This window comes from Pseudomonas sp. MH9.2 (assembly GCF_034353875.1).
Classification (GTDB): domain Bacteria; phylum Pseudomonadota; class Gammaproteobacteria; order Pseudomonadales; family Pseudomonadaceae; genus Aquipseudomonas.
Genome location: NZ_CP133784.1, coordinates 1,415,520 through 1,430,554, shown reverse-complemented (window position 1 = coordinate 1,430,554; position 15,035 = coordinate 1,415,520). Strand labels below are relative to the sequence as shown.

Genomic DNA, 15,035 nt, shown 5'->3' with positions numbered 1-15,035 from the left:
ATCAGTCATCTTCCTGCGGCAGTTGGAGGGGATCAATCAGGTAAAAAGTGCATTTCTCCCCTTGAGGTTCAAGGTTCTTATCAGCGATCTCACCGCCTTGGCCGTCGAGAGGTACGCGGAATTGATAAACGTTGAGTAAGTAAGCGCCATCCTCGGGGCTAAAGTCTCCGAGCTCAACGGTGACCACCAACTCGTCGCGTTCGGTGGCGGTTGGGCGATACTCGCGAGTGGGTGCCTCAAGCTCCAGAACCAAGGGTGTCGCTTGTTTGATCCGAAGTTTTTGGATCAATGCGTCAGTCGCGACAGTCCAGCGCTCTACCGGGTTGACTCGCGTAGTGTGAGTGCGGACTTCATAGCCGCCTATCCGGAGCACGGTTTTGGCTTTGCTGTTGCCAAAAGGCTTCATCAAATCGGCGCTGGAGGTGGTGGGCAGGTGCAGCACTATCCGGGTCGTCGATGGGGTGCTCTGATTATCGGATTGCTCGGGCCATACTTCGATTTTTGGGGCCTTGACCTGAACGTGCAGATTTTTTTGGTACTCGCTTAGCGGCAGCGACAAACGTCGATCCGTATCTCTGCTCCAGGGAGTAGTCTGCAGCCATTGATCATGGCGGCTGAGGTTATAGCGGTTGTAAAACCAAGTGCCTGACAGCTCCAGAGCTGTGAACAGAATCCCGGCCATATTGACGCGGAAAAATATCGTGGACAGACGTGTGCCTGCTGCGGCCCAAGCTGCCAGGCGGGCTTCGGTTTGAAATGCGACGGACAGGACATTCCTGGCAGCTATCGTTGTTTCAACAAGACCGTAGGCGTTGCTCAATATAAAGCCGCTATTGCCCACCATGCTCAGCGTGGCGCCCGCTTGTGCTGCGCTATTACCCTCGCGTGCGGCGTTAAGCCAGTTGTTATGGGCGCTATTCAGACTTATCGCGGCTGCGGCAATTCCGGCCGTATATCCAACAAGTCCGAGCCCAACGTGTAATTTGCCCATCTGCACATGAATACTCTTCAACTCAGCCGCTTTTAGGTTTTTACCCAATTGAGCGGCTTGAGCACCGAGCGCTGTATCGGCAATCCCTTGCGCGGCCCCAAAGCCTGCTGCGACTGTAGTGAAAAGAGGACTCCACAATGGACCAAGGTCTTTTTCCTGACCCGGTTGGGCTCTGACCTCCCTGATCACCTGCACAAAATTCACCAACTGCGCCGCAAACACCAACAGCCCAGCCCCATCCCCTAATAGTCCCGCTGTAGGCGCAGCCCTCACTCCTTGTCGATAGTTATCCAGCAACGAGCGCACCTGCGCCTGCTGCTCGGGAGGAAACACCAAGGCCAACCCCGGCGTGCCGGCCGTCGCTGTTTGCAGGTGCACCGCGCCCTCTGGCAGTTCACGAATCGGGCTCAGCATCCGGGCCAGTCGTTCTTCCAGGACGTTAAGTTTCTGTTGAGTCTCGGGCCGCTGGCTTTCCAACTCTTGAGCCAGCCAGTGATCTTTTTCCGCACGATAGCGACGGGCATTGTTGTTCAGGGAACGCAGGTATCTACGTTTCGCCTGCACCTCCTTGACCGTCTCACCCAAGGCTTTCAGGTCATCGGCATCTGCTATTTGAAAACTGACCTTCTCGCGCCGGGCCGCGTCGAGCAGCGAAACCCCGAAGGTCTTGGGCAGGTAGCGAAACAGTGCCTCGATGTCCGGCATCTGGCCTTTGTCCAAGGCCTGCATGAAGTCGTGCAGCCCTTGTTGCACGCCCCACTGCACGGCGGGGGCGAGGGTGCCCCAGGCGGCGGTGGCATTGACTTGCGTGGGGTGGGGCAGGGTCTCGATGTCCGGCAGGTGGCCGGCAAACAGCGTTTTCAGCTTCTCGATCCACTCCGGCGCGCTTTTAAGCAGTCCCCAGCCCGCATTGGTGAACAAGGCGAATTGCGCGGCCAGTTCGGTCTGTACGCTCAGCGGCAAGGTAAAAAACAGTGCGCGGCTCTGCTGCGGGTTGCGGTTCAGCCAGGCAACAATGGTGTCGTAGGCAGTGTCACTGCGGCACAGGTCTTTCAAGCAGTCGTATTGGGTGAGCAAGGCGTGATCGATCTGCTCCAGATCGTTGGCGTCGTAATACCAGGCGGCGCGGTGGAAACGGTTGAGGGTGAGCATCTCCAGTCGGTCGTGGATGATGCGATCAAGCAGGGTGTTCCAATGCGCGAGCTTGGGGCGTTGCGCCTTAAGAAAAGCGTCCATGCGCGGACGGTCGATCAGGTCGTTGATTCCGCGCTGGCCCCAGCGGGCGCCGTACAGCAGGTCTCTTAGCCGCTTATCTTGTTCTCGGTGCAGTTTGACCAGGGTTTGCCAGTGGGTGGCGACAAAGTCGGGGTCGGCGGTGGCGAGATTTTGCTTGAGGTAATACAGCTCGACGGTTTTTTTCAGTTCGTTGACCATGTAGCCATAAGTTCGCGCAGGTCTGGCCTGGATGTTTTTTAGCTGTGCCTTGAGGTCGGCTGGCAGATCCGAATCGGAAGCGTCTGGCAGCGGATTGGCAACAGGATCAAGACTCAGCACCTCTAGCAATGCCTGCCGTGTCTCCCCACGCTGGGGTTCGGGCAGCGTTTGCAGATCAAGCAATAACGCCTTGAGCGCAGGGTCATCGGTGCTCTCGGCCATCTTGCTGAGGTGGGCGGCACTGATCTGGCTCAGCGATTCGATGTAGCAGCCCAGCAAGTAATCACGCTCCGTGTGGCCCGCTTCCTGACCGCTGCGGGCCCAGTCATCGATCCAGCCCACCACCTTGTCCTGATAGTTCGCCAGGTCGCGCATCACGCCGATATCGTCGCGCACGGCGAGGAACAGGAAGTCGCTTTTGTGATCATCGCTGACCTGGCTGGTCAGCTCCTCGATCAAGGTCTGACGAAACAGCGGTGGGTGTTCCCACAGATACGGAATGTTTTCTTCCGGGGTAAGGCCTTGATGAGGGGCATCGTGATCCTGCACCACCTCGGCCAGCCATTTCTTCGCGTGCCGCTCATGCAGCAGCGGCGCGACGATGTGTTCGCTGTTGACCGGCGCAAGGTCGATGCACTGCATGAAGTGCTCGCGCTCGGTGGCGCTATCGAGCACCTGCCGGCACTTGGCGACGGTCCACTGCACCTCCGAGTAGGCGACATGCAGGACGCTGCTCTTGGAGAAGATCATTTCGGGAGGATCGCCCAGGGCGAGGGTCCGGTGATCCTCTTTGACCTCCTTGCCGTCGAACAGCCAGTGTTCCAATGACCCCTGCTTGATGCTGTACTCGTTCAGGCCGGTGGCGCTGTCGATCACGTACAGATAACCGTCACGCAACATGCGTAGACCCAAGGGGCGGCTTTGCAGCGTGTAAGGCATCGCCAGATCAGCGCTCGGATCGAGACCGTCTTCAACCAGGCCGTAACGTACCGGCAGCAGGTGAATGGTTGTTTGCATGAGTGGGCAAACCCCGACTTCGCCGAAGGGCGTGGCGCTTTTGGATTGGGCGACCAGATTGGCCAGATGACCGCGAGGGGTCATGAAATCGGTCATGGCAGGCACCTTTTCTGGGCCAGATCAGCAATGCGTTCGATGCGCTGGGCCTTGGGTAAACTGGATTTAGGGTCTAAAAGGCTGACGATGTCGGGGTCTTTCCGTAGCCCTTGTTCGTCCACAAAGCCATGGGCATTGGCGTACAGGTACAGTTCTTTTTCACAGTCAAAACCGTGCTCGACAGCACGGCGCGCCAACGCCTGCAGATGCTCCCGATACTGCTGATCCGTTAACTCAGCCTGGTAGTCAGGGAAGTAGTGCTTCATGTGCCGGGAGAGTTCGGTCACCCGTTTGCGAAAGCTGGCGTCGTCGAGACTGTCCCATTGCTTTTCGTTAAACCGGTAGGGCGCATCGTGTTTCGGGGGCGGCATTTCGCCGGGGCGGATGTAGCGATGCCAGCCGCTACGCGCAAGGTCTGCGGTGAAGATATGCTGGCAGGGACCGAACAGCATGGAGTCTGGATATTCCGTTCCAAACAGGGCATCTGCCACCGGCGGGTAGGCCATGCGCAGCAGCATTTCTTGCCCGGACGGATGCTCAATGACGGTCAACCAGCGCAGATGCGCAACCACTTGCTCCCAAGGCTCATCGCTGACGAGCAGGAAGCCCCACAGCTGATCGACATTTTCCAGGAACTGCGCCAGTGCAGGGTCGCCCGCACCTTTCAGGCGGACAAGACAAGGGGATAGGTCTCTAAACTCGGCAAGCCGAGTGGTGAGATAAAGTACGTCTACCCTTGGAGTCTCGGCCCACTCGAATAGACGCGGCAAAAGCTTCTCGACCTGTACCGCATCAAGCAGCAGGCCGACGCTTTGTTGCCAGGGGAAATCTTCTGGCAGTGCGATCCGTTTAGCAGTGGCCGATCCCATTCGCACAATCCTTCGCGTTTCTCGAAAGCGACGACTATGACGGGAATAGAGCGCGGGTTATGTCGGCGGAGGGCGTGGGAGGAGGTAAGACTTTTCCCTAAGTTGCAAAAAAGCCCTGCCAGTTGAAGGGCAGGGCTTTTTTCGAGCGACAGGCTGATTTAAACCGTTTCAGCCCACAGGTCGTATTCGTCAGCGTCTGTTACTCGGCACAAGACCTTGTCACCCGGCTTGAGGTCCTGGTCACTGTCGATAAAGACGTTGCCGTCGATTTCAGGGGCGTCGAAGAAGCAACGACCTACGGCGCCACCGTTTTCGTCGATTTCATCAATCAGCACTTCAATCTCTTTGCCGACTTTCAATTGCAAGCGGGCTGCGCTGATGGCTTGCTGGTGAGCCATGAAGCGGTCCCAACGGTCCTGTTTGATCTCGTCCGGGACGTGATCGCCCAGGGCGTTGGCCGGTGCGCCTTCGACCGGGGAGTACTGGAAGCAACCCACTCGGTCGAGTTGGGCTTCGGTCAGCCATTCGAGCAGGTATTGGAAGTCTTCTTCGGTTTCACCAGGGAAGCCGACGATGAAGGTCGAACGAATGATCAGATCCGGGCAGATTTCGCGCCAGTTCTTGATTCGCGCCAGGGTCTTGTCTTCGAAGGCTGGGCGTTTCATCGCCTTGAGGATTTTCGGGCTGGCGTGCTGGAAGGGGATATCCAGGTACGGCAGGATTTTCCCGGCGGCCATCAGCGGAATCAATTCATCAACGTGCGGGTACGGGTAGACGTAGTGCAGGCGGACCCAGACCCCGAGGGTGCTGAGGGCTTCGCACAACTCGGTCATGCGTGTCTTGACCGGCTGTCCGTTCCAGAAACCGGTGCGGTATTTGATGTCGACGCCATAAGCGCTGGTGTCCTGGGAGATCACCAACAGTTCTTTGACCCCGGCCTTGACCAGACGCTGAGCTTCGTCGAGCACATCGCCGACCGGACGGCTGACCAACTTGCCGCGCATCGACGGGATGATGCAGAAGCTGCAGCTGTGGTTGCAGCCTTCGGAAATCTTCAGGTAGGCATAGTGGCGAGGCGTCAGCTTGATGCCTTGAGGTGGCACCAGATCGATCAGCGGGTTGTGATCGAGGTTTGGCGGCACGGCGTCATGAACGGCGTTGACCACTTGTTCATACTGTTGCGGGCCGGTAACGGCCAGCACGCTAGGGTGAACCAGGCGGATCGCGCTTTCTTCTACGCCCATGCAGCCGGTAACGATAACCTTGCCGTTTTCAGCGAGGGCTTCACCGATCACTTCCAGGGATTCGGCCTTGGCAGTGTCGATAAAGCCGCAGGTGTTGACCACCACGACGTCGGCGTCCTGGTAAGTAGCCACGATTTCATAGCCTTCCATGCGCAGTTGGGTGAGGATGCGCTCAGAATCGACCAGAGCTTTGGGGCAACCCAGGGAAACGAAGCCAACCTTTGGGGCAGACGGCGTGGTGACGGTGGACATAGCGAACCTCGGTATTGGGTGGCGCCCGGGCAAATGGCTGGGGTGCCGACTGGGCGTTTGGTACGCCGCTGATCAAAAAGTGCGCAATTCTAGCGGCGGGACCGTAGATTGACCAGCTTTATGCAGAGAATTACGACGAGTGCTGCGCTATGCTTCGCGGCGTTACGCTCAATCGCATCAATGGTGTTAATCGGTATCTGTTAAAACGGGGCTCACTCTGGCGCAGTGTCGTGCTTTTGGAGTCCAGGTCATGGTTGTGGGAGTGGTTAATGGGTCAGGCAATTAGTCAGGCAGATGCAGAGCGCCATCCGGCAAAGCCTTTGGGCCTGCTGATCGCAGCTGTCGGTGTGGTTTACGGCGATATTGGCACCAGTCCGCTGTATACCCTCCAAACTGTGTTCTCTGGGGGGTATGGGGTAAAGGTCGACCACGACGGGGTGCTCGGCATTCTGGCGCTGATCTTCTGGTCGCTGATTTGGGTTGTTTCGCTTAAATACGTGCTGTTCATCTTGCGGGCCGACAATCAGGGCGAGGGTGGGATCATGGCATTGACCGCGCTGGCGCGGCGGGCCTCCTCGCCGTACCCCAGATTGCGCGGTGCGTTGGTGGTCTTCGGTCTGTTTGGTGCGGCGCTATTTTATGGCGACAGCATGATCACCCCGGCCATCTCCGTGCTCTCGGCGGTGGAAGGCCTGGAGCTGGCGTTCAAGGGTGTCGAACATTGGGTCGTGCCCCTGTCGCTGATCGTGCTGGTAGGGCTGTTTCTGATTCAGCGGCACGGTACCGCGCGGATTGGCATTCTGTTCGGTCCGGTGATGGTCATCTGGTTTCTGGTACTGGCTGCGTTGGGGATCAACGGGATCATGCAGCATCCCGAGGTGCTCAACGCACTGAACCCTGCGTGGGGCGTGCGCTTCTTTGTCGTCCATCCGGGCATCGGCGTGACAATTCTCGGTGCTGTGGTGTTGTCACTGACTGGTGCCGAAGCGCTTTATGCCGATATGGGCCATTTCGGTCGCAAGCCAATCGCCCGCGCCTGGTTCATTCTGGTGCTGCCGGCGCTGGTGCTGAACTATTTTGGTCAAGGCGCGCTACTGCTCGACAATCCTGAAGCCGCGCGTAACCCGTTCTATCTGCTGGCACCCAGTTGGGCGCTGATTCCGCTGGTCGTTCTGTCAACCCTGGCCACGGTGATCGCTTCGCAAGCGGTAATTTCCGGGGCTTTCTCCATGACGTTGCAGGCGATCCAGTTGGGTTACATCCCGCGCATGCACATTCAGCACACCTCCAGCTCTGCCCAGGGGCAGATTTATATCGGCGCGGTGAACTGGTCGCTGATGGTGGGTGTGATCTTGCTAGTGCTGGGTTTCGAATCTTCCAGTGCGCTGGCCTCCGCTTACGGGGTTGCCGTGACCGGGACGATGCTGATTACCACGATACTGGTGGCTGCGGTGGTGTTGCTACTGTGGAAATGGCCGCCGTTGTTGGCCGTACCGGTACTGCTTTGCTTCTTGCTGGTCGACGGGCTGTTCTTTGCGGCTAACGTGCCGAAGATAGTGCAGGGCGGTGCATTCCCGGTTTTGGCGGGGATTGCTTTGTTCATCATGATGACCACCTGGAAGCGCGGTAAACAGTTGCTGGTGGATCGGATCGATGAGGGGGGGCTGCCGCTGCCGATCTTTATCAGCAGTATTCGTGTACAACCGCCGCATCGCGTGCAGGGTACGGCAGTATTTCTCACTGCGCGCGCCGATGCGGTGCCGCATGCTCTGTTGCATAACCTGCTGCACAACCAGGTGTTGCACGAGCAAGTGGTGTTGCTGACGGTAGTTTACGAGGACTCACCACGCGTTCCCGCGAGCCGGCGCTTTGAGGTCGAAGCTTACGGAGAGGGGTTCTTCCGGGTGATCCTGCATTTTGGTTTCATCGACGAACCGGATGTGCCAGCTGCGCTGAAGCTGTGCCATCTGGATGAGCTGGACTTCAGCCCGATGCGCACCACGTACTTCCTCAGCCGTGAAACAGTCATCGCTTCCAAGCTGGAAGGTATGGCGCGTTGGCGCGAAGGGCTGTTCTCTTTCATGCTCAAGAATGCCAACAGTAATCTGCGCTTCTTCAATCTACCGTTCAACAGGGTGATTGAGTTGGGCACCCAGGTAGAGATGTAAGGGTAGACATGTAAGGTGCAGAAACAAAAAAAGTCCCCGAGCTGCAAAGCTGCGGGGACTTTTTGTTGGTGTGGCGCGAAGGCAGTGTGGGTCAGCCTTGTTTGGCTGAGGTTTTCCCTTGGCGCTTCTCAATGGCATCGATCATGCGCCTGGCCAAGGCCGGGTAGTTTTCATCGAAGTGGTGCCCGCCCGGCAACTTGAGCTTTTCGCCAACGGCGGTAGTTTCGGTGCAACCGCTCTCGGCATCCTCTTCAGCACCATAAACGCACAGCACTTTATCAGCGGGTAGCTTAGCCATCTCGGGCCCCGTGGGTGCCTCTTTGCCTGCGGTCCCCAGCCAACCCTCGACCATGATCTCGAAGCTGCCGCTGCGCGCGAATGCCAGCAAGATGATAGCGTCGACGCGCTTTTGCTCATCAGGGGCCAAGCGGTTATAGATCGCCGGCAGCACATCGGCACCGAACGAATAGCCGGTCAGCACGAAGCGCTTGGTGCCCCATTTCTGCCGGTAGTGCGCCATCAATTCGGCGAGGTCCAGAGCACTTTGCTCGGGAGACTTGTGCTGCCAGTAGTAACGCAAGGTGTCGATACCGACTACCGGGTAGCCGATTTTGGCCATTTCACCTGCCACGTCACGGTCCAGGTCGCGCCAGCCACCGTCCCCAGAAAGGAACAATGTCACGGTGTCAGTCGTCTGTCCGGCGGGCACCTCCACCACGGGAATGTTCAGGCCGCCGTCATTGTCATCGGCGACCAATTGGTGGCGAAGTTGACTGTTGAGTACCTGTGGCAGGTGGATGTCGTAGTCGCTGATGCTGTTCTCGGCATTAGGTTGATCACGAACGAAGGTTGCAGCGGCATCATCCGGGCCGTCGTTCCAGGCAACCAGCCAGTGTCCATGTGCGGCGGTTTTTGGCAGCGCGTCATTGCAGCCAGGTGGCTCAAGAGAGAAGCCTACCGAGATCGCTTGAGCCTTGTCGTTGGTTTGTCCCGCCAGCCAGCGCCAGGCCAGGGTTGCGCCTGGGCCGATACCCGCGACCAGTGTGGGTGCGTCGTTGAGCTTTTCTATGCCTGCGTTGAGGGTTTGCTGCTGTAGGGCGCAGTTGTCCTTGGGCAGGGTTACCTGCACGATTTCGGCGTCGGCGTCCTGACTCAGTGCCAGCAGTTGCTTGTCCGTCAGGCCTTCATCCGCCAGGACGGCCAAGGCAACGTAAGCGTTAGCGCTAGTGCCGGGCAAGACCCGGGTCAGGGCTGCCCCATTCTCGAGTGTCAGGTGTTCGAGACTTGCTTCAGGCTCAGGGCGATTCCACAACCAAAAGCCAAGTACCAGTGCTAGAACAATCAGGGCTGCGAGCAAAAATCGCCAGTAGCGTTGAATCATCAGCGTTTCACCAATCCGGTCAGGCCGCCTGCAATCAGGGCGGCAGTGTCAGCCAGCGCCACGAGCGGATCAAGTCCGGCGGGCACGGCCATATAACGGGGTTCCCAGTCAGGCTGGAACTTGTCTTTGAAGCGGCGCAAGCCTTGGAAGTTATACAGTTGCTCGCCACGGCGGAATACCATAGAACCGAGACGCTGAGTCAAGGGTGCGCCGCGTCGCGGCTGCAGGCCGGAAAGTGGCACCATGCCCAGGCTGAAGCGTCCATAACCGTGCTCTTTATAGTGCAGAATCAAGCCGATCATCATGAATTCCATGGTCAGTTTGGGTGCGTCGGGGTGAGAGCGCATCAAATCCAGGCTGGCCAGTTCATGTCGAGATGTTTCCAGCAGGTTGGCGAACGCTACAGGCTTGCCTTCGAAATGGATGATCGCTATGCGGAAATGTTGCAAGTATTGCGGGCTGAAGCGGCCCAGGGAGAAGCCTTTCTCTCGGACATTTTTACCGGTAAGCCAAGCATCTGAAATCACCTTCAGTTCGTCCAGCGGCGCCTGACCAACCTCATAGATCTCCAGCGACAGGCCATCCCGCCCACCGCGGTTCCAGGTATAGCGCAGGTCTTTCATTTCCTTGCCTTTGGCGTCGATGTCAAAGCGCTTCAGGTCGACCCGTGCTTCTTCGCCCAGTTTGATCGCAGTCAAGCCGATGTCCATGTAGAACGGCAGATTCTCCGCGCGCACCTGGTAGAACACCGGGCGAGCATGATGGATGTCACACAGGTCGCGGAATTGCCAGATCAGCTCTGCGCGTTGCTGTGTTGGGCCAATCGGGTCATACAAGGCCACCAGGCTTCGGCCACGACGTGCGTACATCAAGAAGGCCTTGCCACTAGGGTGTAGCAGTATTGCTTTGTCACCGGTCAGTACAAGGCCGCCATCGGGCTGATCGGAAGCATTCACGATCTCGGCGGCTTTGCCCAGTTCTTCGGCATTGGGCAAGGTAATGACCGGACGTGCGGTACGCAATAGCCAGGTCAGTGAAACGATCACCAGCAATACCGCGCTGCCCAAGGCTGAACGCAAGGCCCGCGGGGCATCGGAGTTGAGGGTGAATTGCCACCAGAGCTGATGGTTGTACGGTACGTCCTGATAGGCGAACAAGAGCAACCAGATCGACGCTCCCAGCACGCACGTGCTGGCCACCAGATACAGCGGCGAGAATGGCAACTCAAGCAAGCGGCTGGGCCGATAGAACGAATGCCGGAAGATCCCCAGCAGCCCGGCGGTCAGGGTCAGCAGACTGGCCTCTTCCCAGTCGAAGCCCTTGAGCAGAGACAGCACTGCGCCGACCACGAGTAACACCGTCGTCAGCATCCACGCCGCCGATAGACGCCGGCGCAGACCTTGGGCCAGCAACAAGCACAATACGCCAATCAAACTGGCGCCGAAGTGCGAGGCATCAATCAGGCGATGTGGGATTAAAAAGCCAACGTGTTTCAAGCGCGTATCGATTTCAGGCGTGGCACCGGAAAACAACAGGACCACACCCGACAGAAACACCAGCAACGCCAGGATCGGCGCAGCCAGACCCGAAGCAACGCGTATAGCTTTGCGGGTCGGCAAAACGCGTTGGGCTTCGGTGACCAGCAATGCCACGCACGCCAGCAATAACGGCAGGACCACATAAATCAGGCGATAAAGCAGCAAGGCGGCTGCCAAGGGTGCAGCGCCCAGTTGGTCGGCAAAGGCGGCGAGTAAAATCGCCTCGAACACGCCTACACCACCTGGCACATGGCTGAGCACGCCTGCAGCCAGAGCAAGCAGGTAAACCAGCAAGAAGGCACCAAAGGGGGGGGCGTCGGGCAATAGCAAATAGAGCACGATGGCTGCAGCGCCTACGTCCAGCGCAGTGATAACCAATTGCATCAACGTCAGGTTCAGGCCGGGCAGACGAAGAGCGCGACGCCCCGCACGGACCAGCAGGTTATGCGGGATCGGTTGTTCGGGCAGACGGCGGCGGTAGATGCCCACCGCTAACAATGCACTGAGTGCGAGAATTGTCACGGCCACCGACGCAAGCACTGACGTGTGCAAATGCAGGGCAACGGAAGCAGCCGGCAGATTGCTCAAGGTCGCCAAGGCGGCAAGCGGGGGCAGGGCGCAGCCCAATGAAAGGCTGGCAAATAAGGTCATGCGCGCGACTTCTACAGCGCCCAGACCATGGCGAGCGTAAAGCCGGTAACGAACCGACCCGCCAGACAGCAGCGACAGCCCTACTGCGTTACCAATCGCAAACGCGGTAAAGCCGCCGAGGACCAGCGTACGAGCAGGGAGTTGAACATTGGCGTAACGACTGGCCGACCACTCATAGCCCAGTAGTACCACAAAGCCAACGACAGTCGCGACCAAGGCGCCGGCTAATGCGGGCAGCGGAACGCTCAGCAGCGAATCGTGCAGGGCGTAGAGGTCCAGCTCACTCAACAGATGACGACAGGCGATCAGTGCAATAGAGAACAGGAGCAACGTTACCGCAAGGCCCAAGGGTTGGCGATATTTGCTCAGCAGTTCCAACCAGTGCAAACGAGTCGGCGCAATCGGTTGAGTGGCGGTGACAGGTTCATTGGAATCGGACGAATTGGCGCGCATCAATCACTCCTTGGATCGTGCGCGACAGGATGGAGGTATACAGACAAGTTACCAATCCCTACGCAGAAAATATTTCGAGATATTAGCGTGTCACAGTCTACAGGGCGAATGTAGCGGATTCGTTTCAGCCGGCTGTTTAGCCGATAGACACCTATCCTCTGGATCGACAATTCTGACAAGCATTTCTGACCACTGTTCCGATGCTTTTCGGTCAGACACAAAAAAGGCCACTCTTTCGAGCAGCCTTTTTTGATATTTGGTTGCGGGAGCCGGATTTGAACCGACGACCTTCGGGTTATGAGCCCGACGAGCTACCAGACTGCTCCATCCCGCGTCTGTGTGGCGGCATTCTACAGTGGAACGGTGGGGTGTCAACCGTTAATGCGGTATGAGCGACAAATAAGCGTAAATAGCTTGTCGGATCGGTTAAGTGTTCGGTGCGCAAAGGGTTTTCCTGATGGGGCGTCCTTCATGTCTCATCCGTCTATTCCTGACTGCTCCACAGCGAAGGGGGAGGGGCAAGGTTGGATGTGATGAAATCGCAGGCACAAAAAAGGCCACTCTTCCGAGTAGCCTTTTTTGATGTTTGGTTGCGGGAGCCGGATTTGAACCGACGACCTTCGGGTTATGAGCCCGACGAGCTACCAGACTGCTCCATCCCGCGTCTGTGTGTCGGCATTCTACAGTGGAACGCCGGGCTGTCAATTGTTAATTTCAGAAAAATTCTTTTCCTTCAATCGCTTAGCGATGCTAATTGAGTGCACGAATCGGCTTGAGGGCGCGTAGCGCGGACCTGATAGGGCTATTTTGGTCATTTTCTCAGGCCTTTCGTACATTGCTTTCGGTATCGTGAGTGCCACATTTCAGCGTGGGTGAGATACTGCGCAGCCCACAGCATTCATAACCGCACCTCATGACGCAGCGCAAAATCATCCACGTCGACTGTGACTGCTTCTACGCCGCCATCGAAATGCGCGACGATCCGCGTCTTGCTGCCAAGCCGCTGGCGGTAGGCGGCTCGGCGGACCGGCGCGGAGTGATAGCCACCTGCAACTATGAGGCGCGGGCCTATGGCGTGCGCTCGGCCATGTCGTCCAGGCATGCTTTGACGCTGTGCCCCGACCTGACCATCGTCAAGCCGCGCATGGAAGCTTATAAAGAGGCTTCCCGTGAAATCCAGACCATTTTTCGCGATTACACCGATCTGATCGAGCCTCTGTCGTTGGATGAGGCTTTTCTGGATGTTTCGGATAGCAACTATTTCTCGGGAAGTGCGACCCGAATTGCTCAGGACATCCGTCGTCGTGTCTCCAATCAACTGCATATCACCGTGTCAGCCGGGGTGGCCCCAAACAAATTCCTCGCAAAAATTGCCAGTGACTGGAAAAAACCCAACGGTTTGTTTGTGATTACCCCGGATCAAGTAGAAGCGTTCGTCGCCACATTGCCGGTGAGCAAGTTGCATGGCGTCGGCAAGGTAACTGCGGGCAAGCTGGGCCGACTTGGTATCACCACCTGCACGGATCTGCGCGATTGGAACAAATTGGCCTTGGTGCGAGAATTCGGTACGTTTGGTGAGCGGCTGTGGAGTCTGGCGCGCGGGATTGATGATCGGCCGGTGCAGAACGACAGTCGGCGTCAGTCGGTAAGTGTCGAAAACACCTACGATACGGATTTGCCCGATCTGGCCAGCTGTCTGGAAAAACTGCCGGAGTTACTCGCGACGCTCGCTGGGCGAATGGCGCGCGTGGACGACAGCTACAGAGCGGGTAAGCCTTTCGTCAAAGTGAAGTTTCATGACTTCACTCAAACTACCCTCGAGCAATCAGGCGCGGGGCGTGATCTGGATGGTTTTGAACAGCTGCTGACCCAGGCATTCGCTCGAGGTGATAAGCCGGTGCGCTTATTGGGTATCGGCGTGCGTCTGCAGGATCTACGTGGTGGTCATGAGCAGTTGGAGCTGTTTACGCGCTAGCTGTTCGGCCCTGGATCGGCCACCAGGCGCCCGGCGTCTTTGGTCAGCGATTTAAGAAATTGCTGTTGCAGTTCGGGGTCATTGCGCGTCAGTTCGATCAGGCTTTGTTCCAGCTCGCTGGCTTCTTCTTCGAGTCCCAGTTCTGAGAGACGTTTGACCCGGTGTACCCATTGGCTGACTTCGTCATCTTCCAGGTCGTCGTAGATCAATGCGTGAGCTTCGCGCAATTTGCCGCGCAATGAATTGCTGATCGGCAGGGTAGCACTGACGCGTACATTGTCTTGATCATCCGCGACACTGATCTGCAAGCGGGTGATGTGATTGATTTCCTGTTCGGCAAAAGGGCTGTCGAGCAGGTTCAGGCGCAGTACCCCGTTGTGATCAGTTGTCAGATCGTAAGTTTGCGCGCCTGCCTTGACCTCGACCGGGCGTTCGCTCCAGGGCAAGCTGGAATACTCAATCCGCTTGTCGTGCTGAGCCTCATCAATACTGGAAAGGTTCTGCTGCGCCCTGCCAAGGGACGGCATGTTCATGAATGGATTGAGTCCGGCAAAGCCGTAACTGATCCAGTCTTTGGTCATGCTGTCCGGTAAGCGCCCAAGCATGACCACGTTGAGAATATTGGCGCCTATACCGCCCACCACTGCAACTGCACCCAGCGGGATTTCATAGGTCTCGCGCCAAGGTTGGTAAGGGGTGTAGCGATCATAGTTGCGGGTGACTTCGAATTCGGTGACTTCGAACGTCTTCTGATCATGAATCCGCACGCGACGTTGCGGAAGCTCAAGCATCTTGGGCTCACCGATATCGACTTGCAGGCTGTGATTGAGCAATTTGCGCTCGACGCGCTCTTCGTGCTCGCTGTGTGGTGACAGGTGGTTGGCACAACCGCTGACAAGCAGGGTGCCGCACAGTGCGGCACTACCGAGGCTTAAGGTATTTCGCTTGAGCATGTGATCTCTTGAT

At 57.5% G+C, this 15,035-nt stretch carries 8 protein-coding genes and 2 tRNA genes; 2 read left to right on the top strand and 8 right to left on the bottom strand.

Annotated elements, in window-relative coordinates:
- Position 1: 1 nt before the first annotated feature.
- The 3 genes from RHM55_RS06630 to rimO all read right to left on the bottom strand — a co-directional run bounded on the left by RHM55_RS06630 (position 2) and on the right by rimO (position 5,903).
- Entirely contained in the window at positions 2-3,538 is a 3,537-nt protein-coding gene (locus tag RHM55_RS06630; protein WP_322180412.1) for a toxin VasX, read from the bottom strand.
- Positions 3,535-4,407 (bottom strand): DUF4123 domain-containing protein, encoded by an 873-nt coding sequence (locus tag RHM55_RS06625; protein WP_322180410.1) that lies wholly within the window; start codon positions 4,405-4,407, stop codon positions 3,535-3,537. Before RHM55_RS06625 ends, RHM55_RS06630 begins: the two co-directional genes overlap by 4 nt.
- A gap of 158 nt (positions 4,408-4,565) precedes the next feature.
- Positions 4,566-5,903, bottom strand: a complete 1,338-nt coding sequence (gene rimO / locus RHM55_RS06620; RefSeq protein WP_322180408.1) for a 30S ribosomal protein S12 methylthiotransferase RimO — start codon at positions 5,901-5,903, stop codon at positions 4,566-4,568.
- A 269-nt stretch (positions 5,904-6,172) separates the two neighbouring features.
- On the opposite strand from rimO, the gene RHM55_RS06615 reads away from it, so the two are divergent.
- Entirely contained in the window at positions 6,173-8,071 is a 1,899-nt protein-coding gene (locus tag RHM55_RS06615) for a potassium transporter Kup (RefSeq protein ID WP_322180406.1), read from the top strand.
- A gap of 91 nt (positions 8,072-8,162) precedes the next feature.
- Here RHM55_RS06615 and RHM55_RS06610 read toward each other — a convergent pair whose 3' ends face one another.
- The 4 genes from RHM55_RS06610 to RHM55_RS06595 form a co-directional block, all read right to left on the bottom strand.
- Positions 8,163-9,452: a virulence factor family protein gene (locus RHM55_RS06610; RefSeq protein ID WP_322180404.1), complete on the bottom strand. Its 1,290-nt coding sequence runs from the start codon at positions 9,450-9,452 to the stop codon at positions 8,163-8,165.
- Positions 9,452-12,094 carry a bifunctional lysylphosphatidylglycerol flippase/synthetase MprF gene (gene mprF, locus RHM55_RS06605; protein WP_322180402.1) on the bottom strand — a complete coding sequence of 881 codons (2,643 nt, stop codon included), beginning with the start codon at positions 12,092-12,094 and terminating at the stop codon, positions 9,452-9,454. The genes RHM55_RS06610 and mprF overlap by 1 nt, the downstream gene beginning before the upstream one ends.
- A gap of 257 nt (positions 12,095-12,351) precedes the next feature.
- Positions 12,352-12,428: transfer RNA gene (locus tag RHM55_RS06600), tRNA-Met, on the bottom strand.
- A 253-nt stretch (positions 12,429-12,681) separates the two neighbouring features.
- Positions 12,682-12,758, bottom strand: a tRNA-Met gene (locus RHM55_RS06595).
- 249 nt (positions 12,759-13,007) lie between these two features.
- Between RHM55_RS06595 and dinB the strand changes: the two genes are divergently transcribed.
- A complete protein-coding gene (dinB, locus tag RHM55_RS06590) occupies positions 13,008-14,069 on the top strand; it encodes a DNA polymerase IV (protein WP_322180400.1) in 1,062 nt (353 codons plus the stop codon).
- Here the strand turns inward: dinB and RHM55_RS06585 are convergent.
- The gene (locus RHM55_RS06585; RefSeq protein WP_322180397.1) at positions 14,066-15,022 is read right to left on the bottom strand and encodes a hypothetical protein; all 957 of its coding nucleotides are present in this window, start codon (positions 15,020-15,022) and stop codon (positions 14,066-14,068) included. The genes dinB and RHM55_RS06585 overlap by 4 nt on opposite strands.
- Positions 15,023-15,035 lie beyond the last annotated feature (13 nt).